General features: G+C 67.4%; 12 protein-coding genes and 1 riboswitch. Of the genes, 6 read left to right on the top strand and 6 right to left on the bottom strand.

Translation table 11 applies throughout. The features are described 5' to 3' along the window. Window positions 1–152: 152 nt before the first annotated feature. Together purU and V7060_RS12245 are read right to left on the bottom strand one after the other, a co-directional pair. Window positions 153–1,004: a formyltetrahydrofolate deformylase gene (gene purU, locus V7060_RS12250; protein WP_334179527.1), complete on the bottom strand. Its 852-nt coding sequence runs from the start codon at window positions 1,002–1,004 to the stop codon at window positions 153–155. Window positions 1,005–1,019: 15 nt separating this feature from the next. Then, window positions 1,020–1,337, bottom strand: coding sequence for a hypothetical protein (locus V7060_RS12245; protein WP_334179526.1), 318 nt, complete (start codon window positions 1,335–1,337; stop codon window positions 1,020–1,022). Between the two features lie 105 nt (window positions 1,338–1,442). On the opposite strand from V7060_RS12245, the gene V7060_RS12240 reads away from it, so the two are divergent. Then, window positions 1,443–2,501 (top strand): linear amide C-N hydrolase, encoded by a 1,059-nt coding sequence (locus tag V7060_RS12240; RefSeq protein ID WP_334179525.1) that lies wholly within the window; start codon window positions 1,443–1,445, stop codon window positions 2,499–2,501. Here the strand turns inward: V7060_RS12240 and V7060_RS12235 are convergent, their stop codons facing one another. Then, a complete protein-coding gene (locus V7060_RS12235; RefSeq protein WP_334179524.1) occupies window positions 2,502–3,764 on the bottom strand; it encodes a serine hydrolase domain-containing protein in 1,263 nt (420 codons plus the stop codon). A 309-nt stretch (window positions 3,765–4,073) separates the two neighbouring features. On the opposite strand from V7060_RS12235, the gene V7060_RS12230 reads away from it, so the two are divergent. The 4 genes from V7060_RS12230 (at window position 4,074) to V7060_RS12215 (ending at window position 14,436) form a co-directional block, all read left to right on the top strand. Beyond that, window positions 4,074–7,643 (top strand): hypothetical protein, encoded by a 3,570-nt coding sequence (locus V7060_RS12230; protein WP_334179523.1) that lies wholly within the window; start codon window positions 4,074–4,076, stop codon window positions 7,641–7,643. Between the two features lie 481 nt (window positions 7,644–8,124). Further along, entirely contained in the window at window positions 8,125–10,848 is a 2,724-nt protein-coding gene (locus tag V7060_RS12225) for a hypothetical protein (protein ID WP_334179522.1), read from the top strand. Between the two features lie 83 nt (window positions 10,849–10,931). Further along, a riboswitch (cobalamin riboswitch) is annotated at window positions 10,932–11,166 on the top strand. 197 nt (window positions 11,167–11,363) lie between these two features. Beyond that, window positions 11,364–13,655, top strand: coding sequence for a 5-methyltetrahydropteroyltriglutamate--homocysteine S-methyltransferase (gene metE / locus V7060_RS12220; RefSeq protein WP_334179521.1), 2,292 nt, complete (start codon window positions 11,364–11,366; stop codon window positions 13,653–13,655). A gap of 121 nt (window positions 13,656–13,776) precedes the next feature. Continuing rightward, window positions 13,777–14,436, top strand: a complete 660-nt coding sequence (locus tag V7060_RS12215; RefSeq protein ID WP_334179520.1) for a nicotinamidase — start codon at window positions 13,777–13,779, stop codon at window positions 14,434–14,436. A gap of 29 nt (window positions 14,437–14,465) precedes the next feature. Here the strand turns inward: V7060_RS12215 and V7060_RS12210 are convergent, their stop codons facing one another. Continuing rightward, complete coding sequence (locus V7060_RS12210) at window positions 14,466–15,971, bottom strand: PDZ domain-containing protein (RefSeq protein WP_334179519.1); 1,506 nt, start codon at window positions 15,969–15,971, stop codon at window positions 14,466–14,468. A gap of 95 nt (window positions 15,972–16,066) precedes the next feature. Then, entirely contained in the window at window positions 16,067–16,483 is a 417-nt protein-coding gene (locus V7060_RS12205; protein ID WP_334179518.1) for an acyl-CoA thioesterase, read from the bottom strand. Window positions 16,484–16,702: 219 nt separating this feature from the next. Here V7060_RS12205 and V7060_RS12200 point away from each other — a divergent pair, with 219 nt between their 5' ends. Continuing rightward, window positions 16,703–18,751, top strand: coding sequence for a S9 family peptidase (locus V7060_RS12200; RefSeq protein ID WP_334179517.1), 2,049 nt, complete (start codon window positions 16,703–16,705; stop codon window positions 18,749–18,751). A 190-nt stretch (window positions 18,752–18,941) separates the two neighbouring features. Here V7060_RS12200 and V7060_RS12195 read toward each other — a convergent pair whose 3' ends face one another. Continuing rightward, window positions 18,942–19,961 carry a ribonucleotide-diphosphate reductase subunit beta gene (locus tag V7060_RS12195; RefSeq protein WP_334179516.1) on the bottom strand — a complete coding sequence of 340 codons (1,020 nt, stop codon included), beginning with the start codon at window positions 19,959–19,961 and terminating at the stop codon, window positions 18,942–18,944. Window positions 19,962–20,222 lie beyond the last annotated feature (261 nt).

Genomic DNA, 20,222 nt, shown 5'->3' with positions numbered 1-20,222 from the left:
CACGTCGCGTCCAATGATGCGAAGGCATGAGGTGAGCCTTCATCCTGTGCAAGCGGCGCGAGTCGCGTGCTTTCCGTCTCGCCCCTGGAAGCGCTTCGCGGCACATGTCGCTTCCACGACAGGCTGGCCTCGACCAGCGCCGGGTTCCGCGCTCAGCGGAACACCACCGTGCGGTGCCCGTTCAACAGGATGCGGTGTTCGACATGGCGACGCACGGCCCGTGCGAGTACCAGCGATTCGATGTCGCTGCCCATGCGCACCAGGTCCTTCGGGGTCATCGCATGGTCCACGCGGGCGATGTCCTGTTCGATGATCGGGCCTTCGTCGAGGTCGCGCGTGACGTAGTGCGCGGTGGCGCCGATGATCTTGACCCCGCGCGCGTGCGCCTGGTGGTACGGCTTGGCGCCCTTGAAGCTGGGCAGGAAGCTGTGGTGGATGTTGATGGCGCGCCCGGAAAGCGCATCGCACAGCTCGGGCGAGAGGATCTGCATGTAGCGGGCCAGCACCACCAGGTCGATGTGCTCGCGCTCGACCAGGTCGAGGATGCGCCGTTCCTGCTCGCCCCGGTTGTCGGCCGACACGGGCAGGTGGTGGAAGGCCACCCCGTAGGATTGCGCCAGCGCTGCGAAGTCGTCGTGGTTCGACGCCACGCAGGCGATGTCCACCGGCAGCTGCCGGCTGTGCACGCGGAACAGCAGGTCGTTGAGGCAGTGGCCCTGTTTGCTGACCAGCACCATCAGCCGCGCCTTGCGCCGCGCGTCGTGCAGTTGCCACGCCATGGCGAACGCATCGGCCAGCGGTGCGAAGCGCGCGCGCAGCCCGTCCGCGGTGATCGTCGCAGGCAGGTCGAAATGCACGCGCAGGAAGAAACGCCCGGATTCGTCGTCGCCGAACTGCTGCGCATCCAGGATGTTGCAGCCGGCGTCGAACAGCAGGCCGGTCACCCGGTAGACGATGCCGGTGCGGTCGGGGCAGGACAGCGTGAGGATATGGTCGCGAGGCATCTGGAACCGGCGGCGTTATTCGCAGCGCGCGGCGGTGATGCGGTTCTGCGCATCGATGTAGACGCGCAGGCGGTCGTTGCGCGCATCGTGCTTCACGACGGTGGTGGGGCTGATCGGATTGACCAGGCCTGCGCCGCTTTCGCTCGACAGGCGGCGGAGGTTGGCTTCATCGGCCGGCTGGCCCACGGCCCACCCGAGCGATGCATCGCTGCACGTCCCGGTGCCGGAGACCTGTGGGCCAGGCGTGCTGACGCAGGCAGCGAGCGCCATCGCGGCGACGGCGGGTAGCATCAAGCGGGTGGACGAACGGCGCGTTGGCAGGCACAGGGACATGGCAGCATCTCGGGGGCGGCTGAGGATCGCTGTTTAACATACCCGCTGGCATAAAGGGCGGGCGGTGCCGAGCATCGCCCGCTCCCCCCTTTCACGGAGAACCCCATGGATCGTCGTTTCGTCGTGCCGCTCGCGTTCGCGCTCACCCTGTTCTCCTCGCTCACCGCCCCGTCCGCCGACGCCTGCACGCGCGTCGTCTACCTGGGCGCCAACGACGACGTCATCACCGCCCGCTCGATGGACTGGAAGAACGACGTCGCCACCAACCTGTGGATCTTCCCGCGCGGCATGGCGCGCAGCGGAGAGGCCGGGCCCCACTCGGTCAAGTGGACCTCCAGGTACGGCAGCGTCATCGCCACCGGCTACGACATCTCGACCACCGACGGCATGAACGAGGCCGGGCTGATGGCCAACGTGCTGTGGCTGGTGGAATCCGAGTACCCCGCCTACGACGGCCGTGGTCCTGGCCTGAGCATCGCCGCATGGGCGCAGTACGCGCTGGACAACTACGGCAGCGTGAAGGAAGCCGTCGACGCGCTGGGCAAACAGCCGTTCACGGTGGTCACCGACAAGGTGCCCGGCGAGGACCGCCTGACCACGCTGCACCTGTCGCTGTCCGACGCCAGCGGCGACAGCGCCATCATCGAGTACATCGGCGGCAAGCAGGTGATCCACCACGGCCGCGAGTTCCAGGTGATGACCAACTCGCCGGTGTTCGACCAGCAGCTCGCGCTCAATGCGTACTGGAAGCAGATCGGCGGCACCGTGATGCTGCCGGGCACCAACCGCGCCTCGGACCGCTTCGCGCGCGCCTCGTTCTACATCAACGCGATCCCCAAGGCGGAGGATCCGGTGAAGGCGCTGGCCAGCGTCTTCAGCGTGATCCGCAACGCCTCGGTGCCGTTCGGCATCAACACGCCGGAGGAACCGAACATCTCCTCCACCCGCTGGCGCACGGTCGCCGACCACAAGCGCAAGCTGTACTTCTTCGAGTCCGCGCTGACGCCCAACACCTTCTGGGTCGACCTGAAGGAGGTCGACTTCTCGAAGGAGACCGGCAAGGTGATGAAGCTGGACCTGGGTGCGGACCAGCGCAACGTGTTCGCCGGCAACGCGGTGAAGGACTTCAGGCCTGCGCAGCCGTTCGTGTTCCAGGGAATCTAGTCACAGGTCGAATGCCAGCAGGTCGTGCCCGGTGGCGGCGCGCACCACGCGCCGGTACAGCACGTTGCCGCTGCCGGCGTTGGTCAGCGCCACCAGCGCGCGCTGGCCGCGGGCGTCGCCCAGCGCGAAGTTCTTGAAGATGCCGCCGTTGCTGCCCGAGTGGTAGAACACCGGGCCGCGCGGCGTGGCCTCCAGGTTCCAGCCCAGGCCCTTGTCGGTCCAGCGGCCGGGCACGTCGATCTGCTTCGTCAGCATCGCGGTACGCGTCGCGTCGGCGATCTGCCATGGCTCGCGTTGCGCGCGCACCATCGCCGCCATGAAACGCGCGTAGTCGACCGGCGTCGTGCGCAGGCTGGCGGCGGCGTTGGCAAGGATGTCGCCAGGCCAGTTCACCAGTCCCTTCGGCGTGATCGCCTGCACCTCGGGCAGCGCGCGGACGGCATCGTCGTAGCGCCATGCCGACAGCGGCTTGCCCCAGCGGTCGGCGACGACCTGCGCCGCGTTCCACGTGTCGCGCAGCATCTGCGGCGGCATGCCGGGTTCTTCGTCCTCGACGGCGCGATGGCCGTAGACCGAACGCGCGGCGAGGTCCCTGCTCCACGTGTAGCTGCTGTCGCGCATGCCGGCCGGTCCGAACAGCAGGCGCTGCATCGATTCGTCCAGGCTTTCGCCCGTGAGTGTCTCGATCACCAGCTGTAGCCAGAAGATCGCCTCGCCCGAGTAGTCGATGCGCGTGCCCGGCTTCACCGCCGGCACCAGTTTCTCGGTGGCGGGATCCTTGCGCCAGTTCGGCAGGCCGGTGGAATGGCGCAGCACGTCGCGCGCGGTCACCAGGTCCACCCACGGGTGGTCGGCCAGGTAGTCCATCCGCCGGTAGCGCACCAGCGGCGCATCGAGGTCGATCACGCCCCGGTCGGCCAGCTGCAGCACCAGGTAGGCGAACACCGGTTTGCTGAGCGAGGCGTCCTCGAACAGCGTGTCGTCGGCCACCGGCGTGCGTGTTTCCGCATTCATTACCCCAAGGCTGCGCGACCACACCACCTCGCCGCGCTCCACCACCGCCATGCCGATGGCGGGCACGCGCAGCGCATGCATCAGGCGGGGCAGGTCGGCGAGGAAGGCATCGGGCGGAATCCAGCCCGCGGCGTCATCGCAGGCGGCGGCACGTGCCACGTGGGGCCAGGTGGCTGCCGCCAGTGCTGACAGGGTGGTGGCCCTGAGCCATTGGCGGCGTGGCAACGAAGACGGCAGGGAGTGACTCACGCGGCTTGGCTCCGGGAGAACGGGTGGCATGCAGGTTGACGAACGAAAGCGCCGGAACCCTGCCCGCGCGAGCTGGAACAGCGCGCGCGGTGTCCGGTTCCGGCGAAGGTGCGCGAATTGTGAAGGGTTACTCGCTGACGGCAACGAAGCGAGTCAGTGCCTGGAGGTCGTGCCGTTGCGCGGACTGTCGCGCGGTACCCGGGGATCGCATGACAGGCGGCGCGAACGTGGATACGGCTGTTGGATGGACTCCGTGAAGGGTGCCGTTCGGTGGCCGAGTCGCTTGAGAAGTGGAAGAGGAATGAACTGATGAAAAGTGTCCACCTTGCGTTGGCATTCGCTGCCGCCGTGTGCATGGCCGTACTGGCGCCCAAGGCGCACGCCCAGGCCGGCATCGGCGTGGAGCAGGCGACCACGTTCACCGGGACGATCGGCTCCAACAAGGGCGACATCGGCAGCGGACCTTTGCGCTGTCCGGCGGGCACGGTGCTGCGCGGGGGGTACCACCGCGACAAGGCCATGACCAATGAGTTCGCTAGCTCGGCCAAGGGCATGACCGTCCGGGTCGGTCTGTACTGCGGAGGCATCACCACCGATGGCAGCACGGTCACGGTGCAGGACCGCTACCCCAATGGATTCCCGGATGTCCGGTCGTCCGTTTACCCGTTTCCTGGCACGGAACAAGACGGGTATTGCCCGGCAGGCCAGATTGCGCAGCGCATGTCCGGCTACGACCGCGACTGGAGCAACCAGTTCCCGTGGTCGTCCTCCCTCCGCCTGATCTGTCGCCCCCTTGTCCTCAATGCCAACTCATGGGTGCAGGTCAATACCGCCGCTGCGGAGACGCCAGTGCAGATTGGCGTCAACGAGACGGTACCCGAATATACCGCGCCACACGTGCTGCGCGGACCCTTCTGTCCCAACACGGCGGACAGCGTGACGTCGGGCCTGTACCTGCAGGCAGGTGGTGTGGGCTGGGACGGCATCAACGTGTTCTGCGGCACCTTCCTGCAGGCGCGGCATTCGGCGGTCATGACCTTCACCGACTTCGCGTGGTCGCGGGCGCTGGGGGGCGCGGGTTGGCTGGTCAACCTGACCCGGGGCACGCTTGGGACCGGCTTGGACAACGGGGCAGGCATGTCGGGCGCGGACCGCACACCGCATGCGTCTGCGGCAGCAAACACCAATGTCTTCCAGAACGGGCGCGAGATCTACGTGTTGCCTGGCAGCAACTACCGGGCAGAGGTGAGCCGGGCGCCCACGGGTGTGGCGGCCAACAGCTACGTCACGTCGGGCACCTGTCTGACCGGCATTGCATTGAGCAACCAGCAGGACGCTTCGTGCACGCTCAACGTCAACGGCCTGCCGGACATCGGCGTGAGCGTGGTCACCACCCCCCTCGACTACAGCTATCCGGGTCAGGCACTGAATTTCACCGTCACCGGTACCAACTACGGCCCGGGTGCGGTGGCAGGGACAGATGGGTTCACCCTGGCCACGACGCTGCCGGCGGGTTTCACCGCCACCGCAGTGCCGGGCTGCACCGTCGCCGGCCAGGTCGTGACCTGCGCCATCACCACGGCGGTGGCCGCAGCCGCCACGCCGGGTGCAAGCGGTGGCAGTGTGTCGTTCACGTTCCCCGTGACGGTGAATGCATCGACCGCCGCAGGCACCTATAGCGCCACCCTGCGGCTGGGCCGCAGCGTGCCCGACAACGATGCCGACCCGGCCAACGACGACTTCAACACCGCGAACGACGTGGCCACCGGTAGCCTGGTCCTGGCGCAGTCCAGCCGCATCAGCCTGCGCAAGGCGCTGCCCAGCGGACGTCTTGCCAGCGATCACCAGTTCACGTTGAACATCACCGCCGGCGCGACCACGGTCACCGCCACCACGACCGGCAGCACGACCACCCCCACCGAAGTCGCCACGTTGGCTGCGGCCATACCGGGGACGGCCTACACCTTGTCCGAAGCCATCACGGCTGGAAGCCTGGCCAACTACACCAGCACCTACAGTTGCACCAATACACGCGCCAACGGGCAAACCCCCAGCGGCAGCGGCACGAGTTTCAGCGTGACGCCGGTGGCGGGCGACAACCTGACCTGCACCTTCACCAATGTCGCCCCGTCGCCGCCGCCGTTCACCTGCGATGCCACGCTCTACCTCAGCCAGGCGGACCGGCTCTACACCATCAACCGCACCAGCAATCCGTTTGCCTACCCGGCGCTGGGACCCGTCGGCACCCCGTTCAATGCCATGGGGTACAACCCGCGCGACAACTATCTCTATGCCTTGAGGAACGGCGGTGCCAATGCCGCAAGCGCCGAGCTCTACCGCATCGGCGGCGATGGCGTGCAGATTCTGCTGGGTGCGGTGGCCGGATTGCCGACCACCGGTGCCTACTTCAGTGGTGCGTTCACTGCCGCAAACGACAACGCGCTGTACGTCATGGACGGCGCCAACGACACCCGGTGGTACCGGATCGATGTCGCCACGCGCGTGGCCACGGCGCTCACGCTGAGCCGGGCGCTCTACGTGGCCGACTTCGACTACGCCAATGGCGTGTTCTATGGCGTAGAGACGAATACCGGACAACTGGTGTCGATCAACCCCGGCGATGGAACCGTGACCAATCTCGGTACCCCGGGACCCAGCGGGGCGATCGGAGCATTCTGGGCCGACAGCGGCGGCCTCTACGGCGCACTCAACGGAGGTGGCTTCTATCGCTACGATCCCGTCAGTGGCGAACGGACCCTGATTTCCAATTCCCCGACCACGAATTCCAACGACGGTGCCCGCTGCCCGCTGGGAACGCCCCAGGCCTTCAATGCCGATCTGGCGATCACCAAGACCGACAACAGCCCCACCTACACGCGTGGAGCGAACGTGGTCTACACCATCGTGGCGAGCAACAACGGTACTTTCGGCGCACAGAACGCACGAGTGCAGGACGCGCTGCCAAGCGGCATCACCACGGCCTCATGGACCTGCGTCGCGGCAGGCGGTGCGGTCTGCCGCAGTGCGAGCGGTACCGGTGCGATCGATGCCCGCGTCGACCTGCCGGTCGGCGGCACGGCCACCTTCGCACTGACGATGGCCGTACCCGCAAGCTTCACCGGAGACCTGGTCAACACGGCGACGGTGACGGCAGGCGCGGGTACGGTCGACCCCTTGCCGGACAACAATTCCGCCACGGACACCGACGTGGCTTCCACCGCGTTGACGTTGCGCAAGGCCCTGCCTGACGGCCGCAGGGACGAGACAGATCAGTTCACGCTGACCATTGCCGGCACGGGTGCGCCGACGCCGCAGACGACGAGCGGCAGCGGAACGACGGCAAGCGGCACGGTGACGCATGCAGCCGCAACCGCGGGCTCGACCTACACGCTGTCGGAGACCGGTGCAGCCGGCGCCATTCTGGCCAACTACACCAGCACCTACAGTTGCACCAATACGCTCCCCAATGGGCAGGCACCCGGCGGCACCGGCACGAGCTTCAACGTGACGCCGGTGACCGGCGACGCTCTGACCTGCACCTTCACCAACGTACCCCGGCGCGCGGATGTCTCCATCCAGAAGACGGCGACGCCGAATCCGGTCGTCAGTGATGGGCTGGTGGAGTTCACCCTGGTGGTGACCAACCATGGCCCTGCGGCGGCCGACGGTGCGACGGTGAGCGATCCCGCCGCGGCAGGGCTCGACTGCATCGCCGCGGGCCTGCCAGCCCCGACCTGTTCGGCGACCGGCGGCGCCGGTTGCCCGGCATCGTTGACGCCCACCGGGCTGCAGTCCGGCGTCGCCATCCCGGCGCTGCCCAATGGGGGCGCCGTCACCATCGGACTCACCTGCCGGGTCACGGCCAGCGGCATGCCATGAGCGATGCCTGCCGCTATCGCATGCCGCGCCGTCAGCCGGGATGGCAAGCCCGACGCTGCGGCGATCACGCGTAGTACGCGGCGGGATGGCATTGCGGCCAGGTCGACCTGGCGTCCCGCGCATGCCTGCGGGTATCGCAACACGCCGCTGTATCCGCCAGCGGATGTCCGGCTTCCGGTCCGCATCGCGACACTACCTGGTTGTCCCAGTCGTTTCCGGGGCGAAGGCATCGTCGAAACGCGATGCGCAATCCAATTCGGGGAGTGTGATGAGAAAGGCGGGTGGATCCATCTTGGACGGGGAGCGGAGTACTTCGCTGGGTCACTGGGCTAACCGGCGCATGCTTCCGGGTTCGCTGGCCCTGCCGACGATGGCGACAGGTTCCAGGGGCAGGAAGGGAATGGATGACTGCGGCACGCACGCGGAAGCGAGCGGGCCGGAGCGCCCCCGGGCGTCAGGACTCGCGCTCGCCGGTTACGTCATGCTGCTGCTCTGCGGCCTGCTGTGGTGCGCACATGCGCAGGCGCAGACGGCCACCTATTCCCACGGCAACAGTGCAACCGCCACGGGCGCCGGCACTGGCGGCACGCCGTCACTCAGCTTCAATGTCCAGGCCGGTCAGAACCGCGTGGTCTTCATCAATGCCGTCTTCGAGCGCGAGCATTGCAGCAACAGCCTCGATCTGGGCGACGAGAAGAACTGTACCAAGCAGGCCAACTGGGCGTCGCCGAGCATGGTGAGCACGAATGGCGCCGATGCGCAGATTACCTTCAACATCAGTGGCCCCGGGGGTTCCCTGTCGTTGCGCAACCCATTGGACACGAGCGAGGGCGATCTCTACTTCGCTTACGCCCATCGTTCGTCGGGCAGTCTTCCCGCGACCATTCCCCTGACGGTGTTCTCGCAGGAAGTCTATCCAATCGTGCTGTACGAGCGTCAGTTGCGGACTCTGCTCGGAGGCGCCACGTCCGGTACCTTGACCATCACCTTGCCGGTCTCTGCCTCGGGCTTCAATGCACCCCGGCGCACGGGAGACGAGGCGCTCCTGTCTGCGTTGCAGTTCAACCATGTCCTCCAGCGCATGGATGGAAACCGCGCCAATGGCGTCGTGCGCTCGGCGGTGGTGTTCGCCAATTGCGGCGCATCATCGGGGAACAACTATGTGGGTGGGCGGGCAGTCCAGAACTGGGTCTGTCCTTCCGGAGGGGCGCTCACGCCCTACGACGCCGGGCAAGCACCGGGCACCGGCGATGGCGTCCTGCAGTTCGGCTTGAACGGCTACTCCCGCAGCGGCGGTCCGCACGGTTTCCAGACCGTATCCGGCTTCACCGAGGTGCACAGTCCTGAGGTGATCAACACCAACGTCGGCACTTGGCTGGGGGGCACCGAAGCGGACGGGTTCAGCACCACCTACCAATGGGCGAACAGCGGCCTGGGCACGGCGGGCGCACCCGCGCTGACCGCTCGCGCGCCATCCGATACCACGGGTGGCTTGCGGACCATTTACACCATCCGCCGACCGCGTGTGGATCTTTCCATCACCAAGACCGATGGCATCACCACGATGCTGTCGGGCGCAAGCACCACCTACACGGTGGAAGTGACCAACCAGGACACTTCCTCCGCCATGGCGTATGCCGACGGCGCGGTCGTGAGGGATCCGGCGGCCACGGGACTGACCAAGACGGCGGTCAGCTGTACGGCAGCCGGTGGCGCGGTCTGTCCCGCGGGGCTGACGGTTGCGGCACTGGAGAGTGGCGTGACCATCGCCACGTTCCCGCCGGGGGGCACGCTGACCTTCAGCGTCACCGCCACGGCAGACGCCGGGACGACGGGCAGCGTGACCAACACGGCCACCGTTGCGCCGCCGACGGGTTACACCGACGTCAATTCGAGCGACAACACCGACAGTGACACCAATACGTTGCTCATCCCGCTGACACTGAGCAAGACCTGGGCCAATGCTGCGGTCAACGACAGGGTGACGATCTCCCTGACCGGCTCACCGGCACCCAGCGGCGGTGCCGCCCTCGTTGCCGTGGCGAACACCGCGAACGAAACGGATACCGGTACGACACCTTACGGCGTGGTGGCGGGACGGACCTATACCATTACCGAAGCCTTCAACGTCGGCGCGGCGGCGGGCTACATCAAGACGTTGACCTGCACCGGCAACACGGGCACAGGCAACGCGCTGACCTACACCGCCAACGCGCTCAGTGGCACGATCAGGGTGGGCAGCACGGCCACGGCCATCACCTGCACCTTCAGCAACACCCGCCTGCCGCAACTGACCCTGGTCAAGACAGTCACCAACGACAACGGCGGCACGCAGTTGCCGGCGGCGTGGACGCTGTCGGCCGCCGGCCCGACCAACATCAGCGGAACGACGGGTTCAGCGGCCGTGACCAATGCAACGGTCAACCCCGGTACGTACGCGCTGTCGGAAAGCGCAACGCCCACCGGCTATGCCGCCAGCACCTACAGTTGCGTGAAGAACGGTGGTGCGGCGGTGTCGGGCAACAGCATCACGCTGGCCGCGGGCGATATCGCGACCTGCACGATCAACAACAACGACCGCCCGGCCACGCTGACCCTGGTCAAGACCGTGACCAACGACAACGGCGGCACGCAACTGCCGACGGCGTGGACGCTGTCGGCCGCGGGGCCGAGCAACATCAGCGGCACGACCGGCACGACGGCGGTGACCAACGCGACGGTCAACCCCGGCACGTACGCGCTGTCGGAAAGCGCAACGCCCACCGGCTATACCGCCAGCACCTACAGCTGCGTCAAGAACGGCGGTGCGGCGGTGTCGGGCAACAGCATCGCGCTGGCCGCGGGCGATACCGCGACCTGCACGATCAACAACAACGACAGCAATCAGACCGATGTGTCGATTACCAAGACGGCTTCCGCCGGCACGGTGGTCCGCGGCGATGAAGTCATCTTCACGCTGCTGGTGCGCAACTTCGGTATTGCCGCCGCACACGACGTGGTCGTAAGCGATCCGGTGGTGGCGGGACTGGACTGCACCGCCGCCGGCTTGGCCGCGCCCACCTGTTCGGCGACCGGTGGTGCCAGCTGTCCAGCGTCGTTGACGGCCAGTGGCCTGCAGTCGGGTGTCGTCATTCCGGCGCTTCCCAATGGCGCCACCGTCAGCATCGGCCTGACCTGCCGTGCCACGGCCAGCGGCATGCCGTGACGTGGCGACGCAGGCGACATCCGCCGCACTACGCATTGGGCAGATCCTGTCGCTGCGCTTGACGCACCGCCGGTGCCGGGCGTAACGTTCGTCCCCGCCAAGGTTTCCATCGCTTCATCCCAATGAAGCGATGGAATTAAATGGGAAGCCGGTGCGGCCTGTTCCATGGGCCAATTCCGGCGCTGCCCCGCAGCGGTATTTGGAAACGAACCTCGCCAACAGCACTGGTCCACGCGGACCGGGAAGCGGCGGGAAGTAGGCCAGCGCACCCGCGCCCGTCCATGAGTCCGAAGACCTGCCCTGGCCGGAGGACACGACTGTCCTCCGATTGACCTGGAGCTTCCGAGGGGAGGTGGCCGGAGCCCGCATCCGTGCGCGCCTGCCCGGATGCGTCCTCCTGCGCCCGACTTCGGCACTCCGGCTCGCCCGCGGGGGCGAAGGTCGCTGGCGTGGCGGGTTCCGGTCCGGTGCGCGGTTCCTTCGTTCCTCATCCGCCACGCATGAGGACACGCACCATGACCACCGTTACCACCCTCGGCTTCCCGCGCATCGGCGCGAAGCGCGAACTGAAATCCGCCCTGGAAAGCTACTGGCGCGGCGACACCACCGCCGATCATCTGCAGCACACCGCACGCGACCTGCGCCATCGCCACTGGCAGCTGCAACGCGATGCCGGTGCCGATGTCGTGCCATGCAACGACTTCTCGCTGTACGACCACGTGCTGGACATCGCGTTCCTGTTCGATGCGATTCCTGATGCCTACCGCACGCTGGCGGATGCCGATCCGCTCGCAGGCTACTTCGCACTCGCGCGCGGCGTGCAGCGCGACGGTACCGACCTGCGTGCGCTGGAAATGACCAAGTGGTTCGACACCAACTACCACTACCTGGTGCCGGAGCTGCACGCGGACCAGGATTTTCGTCTGCGCGGCGACAAGCCGGTGGCGGAGTATCTGGAGGCACGTGCCGCCGGCCATGCCGCGCGGCCGGTGCTGCTGGGGCCGGTGAGTTTCCTGCTGCTGGCCAAGACGGTGGATGGCAGTGATCGCTTCGCGTTGCTCGACCGCCTGCTGCCGGTATACGCGGACCTGCTGGCGAAGTTGCACGACGCCGGCGCCGACTGGGTACAGATCGACGAGCCTTGTCTGGTACTCGATCTGGGCGAGGCGACCCGTGATGCATATCTGCGCGCGTACGCCGTGCTGGCGAAGGGCAAGCGGCCGTCGCTCCTGCTCGCCACGTACTTCGGCCGCCTCGGCGACAACCTGCCGCTGGCCTGCGCGCTGCCGGTGGACGGCCTGCACGTCGACCTGGTGCGTGGCAAGGAACAGCTGGACGAGGTGCTGAAGCAGCTGCCGAAAGGGCGCGTGCTGTCGGCGGGACTGGTCGACGGCCGCAACATCTGGCGTACCAACCTCGACAACGCCTTGATCCTGGCCAGGTACGCGCAGGGCCACGTGGCCGGCAACGCGCTGTGGCTGTCGGCGTCGTGCTCGCTGCTGCATGTGCCGGTCGACCTGGCGGGCGAGAAAGCGCTGCCGGTCGACCTGAAGTCGTGGCTCGCGTTCGCGCGCCAGAAGATCGAGGAGCTGCGCCTGCTCGCCGATGCGCTGCGGGATCCGCGCGCCGCCGATGCAGCCCTGGCGCTGGCGCGCGACCGCATCGAATCGCGCAGGCAGTCCGCACGCGTGCACCGTCCCGAGGTCGCGACGCGGCTCGCGTCGCCGGAGGCGGGCGATATCGATCGCGACTCGCCGTATCCGCAACGCCGCATCGCGCAGGCGTCGCTGCTCGGGTTGCCCGCGTATCCCACCACCACCATCGGTTCGTTCCCGCAGACCCATGAAGTGCGCGACGCGCGCGCGCGCCACAAGGGCGGCAAGTTGACCGATGCCGACTACGAGGCCTTCCTGCGCGAGGAAACCGAGCGCTGCGTGCGCCTGCAGGAAGCGATCGGCATCGACGTGCTGGTGCATGGCGAATTCGAGCGCAACGACATGGTCGAGTACTTCGGCGAGCAGCTCGACGGCTTCGCGTTCACCAAGAACGGCTGGGTGCAGAGCTACGGCTCGCGTTGCGTGAAGCCGCCGGTGATCTACGGCGACGTATCGCGTCCCACGCCGATGACGGTGCGCTGGTCGCAGTACGCGCAATCGCTGACCGACCGGCCGATGAAGGGCATGCTGACCGGGCCGGTGACGGTGCTGCAGTGGTCGTTCGTGCGCGACGACCAGGCGCGTGCGCAGACCTGCCGGCAGATCGCACTGGCGCTGCGCGACGAAGTGCTGGACCTGGAAGCGGCCGGCATCCGCGTCATCCAGATCGACGAGCCGGCCCTGCGCGAAGGCCTGCCGCTGCGTCGCGCCGGCTGGCGGGCCTATCTGGACTGGGCCGTGGAATGCTTCCGCATCACCGCTGCGGGCGTGGCCGACGACACCCAGGTGCATACGCACATGTGCTATTCCGAGTTCAACGACATCATCGATGCGGTGGCGGCGATGGACGCGGACGTGATCTCCATCGAGACCTCGCGCTCGCGCATGGAACTGCTGGACGCATTCGTGAAGTTCCGCTATCCCAACGAGATCGGACCGGGCGTGTACGACATCCATTCGCCGCGCATCCCGACCACCGGCGAAATGATCGACCTGCTGGAAAAGGCGCGTGCGGTGCTGGCGCCCGAGCAGATCTGGGTCAATCCCGATTGCGGCCTGAAGACGCGCGGTTGGCCGGAGGTGCGCGCGGCGCTGGAACGCATGGTGCAGGCGGCACGCGTGTTGCGCAGCGCCTCCGCGCAGGCGGCATGAGAAGCGGCAGGCCCCGGTCGGTGCCGGGGCCTGCAATGGACGGGTCGTCATTGGACTCGCGCAAGGTCGTAAGGCGGCATGCCTGTTAGGCTTCAATGCCCTCCGCGCACATGCATCCGCAATGTCTTCCCCGTTGCCCGCTTCCACTGCCCTGCTGGTGATCGACCTGCAGCCCGATTTCATGCCGGGTGGCACGCTGGCCTGCCATGACGGCGATGCCATCGTGCCGGGCATCGCCGCACTGCTTGCATCCCGCCGATACGGCACCGTCGTGGCGACGCAGGACTGGCATCCGCCGGGGCATGCCTCCTTTGCTTCGAGCCACGCAGGACGCGCGCCGTTCGACACGATCATGCTGCACGGCCAGCCGCAGGTGCTGTGGCCGGACCATTGCGTGCAGGGCACGCCGGGCGCGGCGCTGGCGACGGGCGTGGATTGGACGCCGGTCGACCTGATCCTGCGCAAGGGCACGCGTCCGCAGGTCGATTCGTACAGTGCCTTCCGGGAAAACCATGGCCCGGACGGCACGCGACCGAGCACCGGCCTGGCCGGCTGGCTGCGCGAGCGCGGCATCGAGGACGTCCACGTCTGCGGCCTGGCGCGCGACTACTGCGTGCTGTGGTCGGCGCAGGACGCGGCGGCGGCGGGCTTCCGCGTGCGGTTCCTGTGGGACCTGACGCGGCCGGTCACGCCATCGGGTGACGCGCCTACCCAGGTTGCGCTGGCATCAGGCGGAATCGCGATCGATCGTCACCTCGGGACGGAGCAGGCTACGGACTGAGCATGCGCGCCGTGGCTGCGCGCGCATCGTCAGGGCCACGCCAATGGTCTGGCGACGGCACCGCCGGCCTGCTCGATGTCCTGCCAGCGGCGCTCGGCCTGCTCACGGGAGGCGTTGCAGAACATCGCGCCAACCTGGGAGAGCTTGCGCAGGCGCTTGTGGGCGCTGGCGACACAGAACACCTCGCCGGGAAACACCTCGCCGTTCGGATAGCACGCGACCGGCTCGAAATCGATCCAGACCGGGTTGCTGGTTTTCACGCTGCCGAGCAGTGCGGTCAGCGTGGTCGCGAGGGTTGCCGTACCGGTCGGCGTGCCCGGGAATTCGCGCAACGGCGCATGCAGGACGAGCGGCGTCGGATGGGTGGTCGATACCTGCGCGCTGCAGTAGTAGTGATGATCGGTGCGTGCGGTGGGTGTCGTGGTGCCGGTATCCGGCGTGGCGACGTCGGCCGGCGGCAGCGTGATGGTGAGCGTGTGTGCCTGGCGGTCGCGCCAGATGCGCAGTGGCGCTTCGACGCCGGGCTGCAGCCGGCCGACCGCCGCCGGCAGGTCGGCAGGCGCCACGACGGTCTGGCCAGCGATGTCCAGCACCACATCCATCGGCTTGATGCCGGCCCGCATCGCCACGCTGCCGGGCACCACCTCGACGATCCAGGCGCCCTGTGTCGATGGCAGGCCAAGACCCTGTGCCAACTCCGGTGAAATCGCGTCGATGCGGACCCCGAGGCGACCCTTGGTCGCAGGCGGTGCCGCGATGGCTGCCGGCGTCGTGACGGTCGCTGCCGCGACGGGCCGTCCGGTCGGCCGCCACGCCACCTCGGTGTATTTCATGTTGAAGCCTTTGAAAAGACGCACCAGCTGCTGGTACGCGTGCTGCGCTTCGTTCGCCGTGTCGTAGGGCGTGCAGCTGCCTTGCACCGGCAACCCATGCGCCTCTACCACCGACTGGAACTCGGCGCTGTAAGCGGAGGCCTGCGCATGCATGGCCTGCAGCGCGTCCGTACCGGAGACCGGCATGGCGAACACGCCACTGGTCACCGTGCGGCTGCGGTCGCTGCGGTCCGGGATGTCGACCTGCGTGGCCTGGCAGAGGAAATGCCGCATCACCGGCGCCGTGTTCGCAAGGCGGGTGGCGGGCGCGTAGGCCGCTGGTGTCCAGGCAACCTCGCGCCACTCGCCGATCTTCACGAAGTACAGGCGCTTGTCCCAGATCGAGCGCTGCTCTTCGCGGAGCGCACGCGCTTCGTCCTGGCTGGCCGTCACCGAGCACATCTTGTTGCCCTGGCCACCCAGGGTGCCGACGTGCGCCAGGAACTCGCCCGCCAGGTCCATCCCGCGCCTGAAGCCGCCGGGATCGTCGGCACCGAATGTCACCGGCACGACGGGCGAGGCCCAGATGGTGGCCTGCGCGCGGCTGGTGTCGGTGACGCTGCAGAACGCGTAGCCCTGCTGCGTATCGGGCACCGCCTGCGCGTGGACGGCGCCCGGCACCAGACTACCGGCGACGAGCGCCAGCAACGCGAAACGATGCATGTTCAACCCCCGTGTTGGCGCGCCGCGTGAGCGCGGCGCCATCCCCGCAGCGACACTAGCGCGTCGCGAGCGCGTCCACCAGCGGGGAAAACCGGTCAGTCCTGCGCGATCGCAGGCGCCAGCGGCGGTGCCTGGGTCGGCCGGCCCAGTGGATCGAGTGCGATCATCACGAAGTGGCCGCGCGTGCACAGCTTGCGTTCGCCGGTCAGCAGGTTCTCGGTGATGACTTCCACGTCGACGTTCATCGAACTGCGCCCGACCTTGACCACGCGCGCCACCACTTCCACCAGGTCGCCCTTGTGGATGGGCTGGTTGAAGTCCACCTGTTCCGAGCGCGCAGTGACCACGGTCGTGCGCGCATAACGCGAGGCGGCGATGAAGGCCGACATGTCCATCCACGCCAGCGCCTGTCCACCGAACAGCGTGCCCAGGTGGTTGGTGTGGTCGGGGAAGACCATGTGCAGCAGGCGCGCCTCGATGGGGCGTGCTTCGGCGTTGGGAAGGTCAGTCATGGCGGTGCTCCGGTGTGCGTACTCCCGATGGGAGGATAGCGCGGGCATGTCATGGGCTGGTGTAGGAGCGACGTCAGTCGCGACCGCGATCCGACGGACAACCATGTCGTGCGGTCGCGACTGACGTCGCTCCTACAAAAGAGCCGGCCGTCCCAGGATCGCTTAGCACTCTTGGGCCTCGCATTGCGTGGACCGAGCGGCCGCAGGTAGGCTGCGGGCATGAAGACCACCCTCTCTTTCGCGCTGGTCGCGACGCTCGCCTCCGCCTGCCTGGTACCCGCCTTTGCGAAGGAACCCATCAAGCCGGAAGACATCTACGCGCTGTCGATGGTGACCAATCCGGTCGTTGCACCGGACGGCAAGCGCGTGCTGTTCACCCGCGCCGCGTTCGACCGCGCCCAGGATCGCCGCACCGGCGAGCTGTGGCTGGCGCAACTGGATGCGCAGGGCGCGATCACCGACCGGCGCCTGCTGGTGGCGCGCGACATCGGTCCGCGCGAGGCCGTGTTCTCGCCCGATGGCCGTCGCATCGCCTATGTCGCGACGTCCATCGACAAGCCGCAGATCTTCGTGATGGTGCTGGCCGAGGGCGTGGGTCAGCCCGTGACGACCGGCGAACTGGCGCCGGGCAACCTGCGCTGGTCGCCCGATGGATCGCACATCGCCTTCATCGGCCGGGAAGAGGCCAAGCCCGTCTCGATCCCGGGCATGCCGGAGAAACCGAAGGGCGCCGAGGCAGCGGCGGACGCCAAAGTCATCACCGACCTGTTCTGGCGTTTCGACGGTGCCGGCGAGAGCAAGCCCGGCGCGAATCACCTCTATGCAGTGGAGGTGGCGACGGCCGCCGTCACCCGCATGACCAAGGGCGACACCAACCAGATCGACAGGACCGGCATCGCCTGGATGCCGGACGGCAGGCACGTGGTCGGCAGCCATACCGTCGACCCGATCAACGGGCCGCTCGAAAGCGATCTCTATCTCTACGACGTCGCCGGCAAGGCGCCGAAGAAACGGCTGACGTCGCGTGCCGGCAGCGAGTACGGTCCGGAAGTCTCGCCCGACGGTCGCCGCCTCGCCTTCGTCGGCAACGAAGCGTCCACCGCGTTCTACGACATGCCGCGCTTGTGGACCACGACGCCCACGCCGGATGCGCCGATCAACGCCCTGGCCGCCGACCTCGATCGCCCGGTGGCGGGGATCGCGTGGCGCGAAGACAGCGCCGCCCTGCACACGCTGTACTACGACCGCGGCGTGCAGCGCATCGCGACCATCGATGCCGCCAGCGGTGCGCGCACCCCGGTCGTGGAGGTGGTGGGTGGTACGCGCCTCTATCTTCCGTCGTCGGGCGGACAGTTTTCGGCCGCGCAGGGTACGTTCGCCTACACGACCAGCTTCACCGACCGTCCCGCCGGCCTGGGCGTGAGCCGCGGCGATGGCGAGACCGGCGCGATCGATTTCAACCGCGCGTGGGCCGACGGCAGGACACCCGCACGCATCGAGGAAGTCACCGTGGCCAGCCGCGCCGACGGCCTGCCGGTGCAGGGCTGGATCGCGTTTCCGCCCGGCTTCCAGGCCGGCAAGCGCTATCCGCTGATCCTGGACATCCACGGCGGACCGAATACCGACTACGGGCCGTTCTTCTCGATCACCCACAGCCTGTACGCGGCGGCGGGCTATATCGTGGTGTTCGCGAACCCGCGCGGCTCGATCGGCTACGGCGACCGCTTCGCCAATGCGATCACCAACGCCTACCCGGGCCAGGACCACGACGACCTGATGTCGATCGTCGATGAAGTGGCCAAGCGGCCCTACGTCGACCGCAGGAACCTGTTCATCGGCGGCGGTTCCGGCGGCGGCGTGCTGACGCTGTGGGGCATCGGCAAGGAACCCGACAAGTTCCGCGCGGCCGTGGCCCTGCGGCCGGTGGTGGACTGGACCGACCAGGTCACCACCGCCGACTTGCCGTCCTTCTTCATGAAGCACTGGATGGGTGCCACGCCGTGGGACAAGCCGGAGCTCTACTTCGCGCGTTCGCCTTACAGCCTGGCGGGCCAGGTGAAGACGCCCACGATGCTGATCACCGGCGAACAGGATTTCCGTACGCCGATCAGCCAGACCGAGCAGATGTTCGGCGCGTTGAAGCTGCGCGGTGTCGAGGTCGAGATGGTGCGCCTGCCCGGCGCCGGCCACGGCATGGGCCGGCCCAGCCAGTGGCTGCAATCGGTGCTGGCGCCGATCGACTTCTTCAACCGGCACAAGGCGAAGTAGGCGCCAGTTCGTGCGGCTGTTGTAGGAGCGACGTCAGTCGCGACCGCCCGAATGAAAGGCCCGGAGATCTGAGGGATCTCCGGGCCATGAAGTGCTTGTCGGATACGTACCCATGGCAATGCAGCGCCATGGGGTTTCATTGCTGCGGTCGCGACTGACGTCGCTCCTACAACAAGCAACAGGAGGCGCCTCAGAACGCGTGGTCGAAGCCGACCTCGCCCTGCACGCCCAGCTGGTAGGCGGACACGCGGCGTTCGAAGAAGTTGGTCAGCTCCTGCACGTCCTGCAGTTCCATGAAGGGCAGCGGGTTGCGCACGTCGTAGCGCTTCGGCATGCCGAGCTTGGCGAAATGCTGGTCGGCGCAGTGCTGCAGGTACTGGCGCATGTCGCGCGTCGAGATGCCGGCGACGCCACCCGACAGCACATCCTCGGCGAACTGCACTTCGCACTCGATCGCCTCTTCCAGCATGTCGTAGACCTGCTGCTGCATGCGGTCGTCGAACAGCTCCGGCTCTTCCTCGCGCACGGTACGCACGCATTCGAACGCGAACTCCATGTGGCAGCTCTCGTCGCGGAACACCCAGTTGGTGCCGCTCGCCAGGCCGGGCAGCAGGCCGCGCGAACGGAAGTAGTACACGTAGGCGAAGGCGGCGAAGAAGAACAGGCCCTCGATGCAGGCGGCGAAGCAGATCTGGTTGAGCAGGAACTGCCGGCGCTGGTCGCGCGTCTCGATCCGCTTCATGTCCTGGATGCTGTCGATCCACTTGAAGCAGAAGTCCGCCTTCTTCTTGATCGCCGGGATGTTCTCGACCGCCGCGAACGCCTTGAAGCGCTCGGACGGGTCGGGCAGGTAGTTGTCCAGCAGGGTCAGGTAGAACTGCACGTGCAGCGCTTCCTCGTACAACTGCCTCGACAGGTACATGCGCGCTTCCGGCGCGTTGAGGTGCTGGTACAGGTTCAGCACCAGGTTGTTCGACACGATGGAATCGCCGGTGGCGAAGAAGGCGACCAGCCGGTGGATCAGGTGGCGGTCGGCCGGCGTCATCTTCGCATGCAGGTCGGTGATGTCGATCTGGAAGTTGATCTCTTCCACCGTCCATGTGTTCTTGATGGCGTCGCGGTACATGTCATAGAACTGCGGGTAGCGCATCGGGCGCAGCGTCAGTTCGAAGCCGGGATCGAGCAGCATCTGTTTGGGGTGTGCGGACATGGTGCGGTGTTCCTGTTCTGCTCCTTCCCCCGCATGCGGGGGAAGGCTGGGATGGGGGCGAGCGAAGCGGGTATGCGTCGGTTCGCGTGGAGGGTGGGGAAGGGCGCGTCGGTTCGCCTCCTGCGGCTTCGGTCTGCCCCCACCCCAACCCTCCCCCGCATGCGGGGGAGGGGGCCGTGCACGTGAGGCTGGCGCATCCATGCGCCGGGAACATCCGTGTTCCTGTTCCAAGGTCCGTCGGCAAAAGCCGACGCAGGGGGT

Origin of the sequence: Pseudoxanthomonas sp. (genome assembly GCF_036845285.1) — a bacterium.
Lineage (GTDB): Bacteria > Pseudomonadota > Gammaproteobacteria > Xanthomonadales > Xanthomonadaceae > Pseudoxanthomonas_A.
The sequence above is the reverse complement of the archived record's forward strand: the minus strand, read 5'-3'. Positions and strand labels throughout refer to the sequence as shown.

Excerpts from the sequence above, each read along its gene's own strand:
- V7060_RS12240 (WP_334179525.1), top strand. The coding sequence starts at position 1,443 with ATGGATCGTCGTTTCGTCGTGCCGCTCGCGTTCGCGCTCACCCTGTTC.
- V7060_RS12215 (WP_334179520.1), top strand. The coding sequence starts at position 13,777 with ATGTCTTCCCCGTTGCCCGCTTCCACTGCCCTGCTGGTGATCGACCTG.
- V7060_RS12225 (WP_334179522.1), top strand. The coding sequence starts at position 8,125 with ATGCTGCTGCTCTGCGGCCTGCTGTGGTGCGCACATGCGCAGGCGCAG.
- purU (WP_334179527.1), bottom strand. The coding sequence starts at position 1,004 with ATGCCTCGCGACCATATCCTCACGCTGTCCTGCCCCGACCGCACCGGC.
- V7060_RS12245 (WP_334179526.1), bottom strand. The coding sequence starts at position 1,337 with ATGTCCCTGTGCCTGCCAACGCGCCGTTCGTCCACCCGCTTGATGCTA.
- V7060_RS12230 (WP_334179523.1), top strand. The coding sequence starts at position 4,074 with ATGAAAAGTGTCCACCTTGCGTTGGCATTCGCTGCCGCCGTGTGCATG.
- metE (WP_334179521.1), top strand. The coding sequence starts at position 11,364 with ATGACCACCGTTACCACCCTCGGCTTCCCGCGCATCGGCGCGAAGCGC.
- V7060_RS12195 (WP_334179516.1), bottom strand. The coding sequence starts at position 19,961 with ATGTCCGCACACCCCAAACAGATGCTGCTCGATCCCGGCTTCGAACTG.
- V7060_RS12205 (WP_334179518.1), bottom strand. The coding sequence starts at position 16,483 with ATGACTGACCTTCCCAACGCCGAAGCACGCCCCATCGAGGCGCGCCTG.
- V7060_RS12200 (WP_334179517.1), top strand. The coding sequence starts at position 16,703 with ATGAAGACCACCCTCTCTTTCGCGCTGGTCGCGACGCTCGCCTCCGCC.
- V7060_RS12210 (WP_334179519.1), bottom strand. The coding sequence starts at position 15,971 with ATGCATCGTTTCGCGTTGCTGGCGCTCGTCGCCGGTAGTCTGGTGCCG.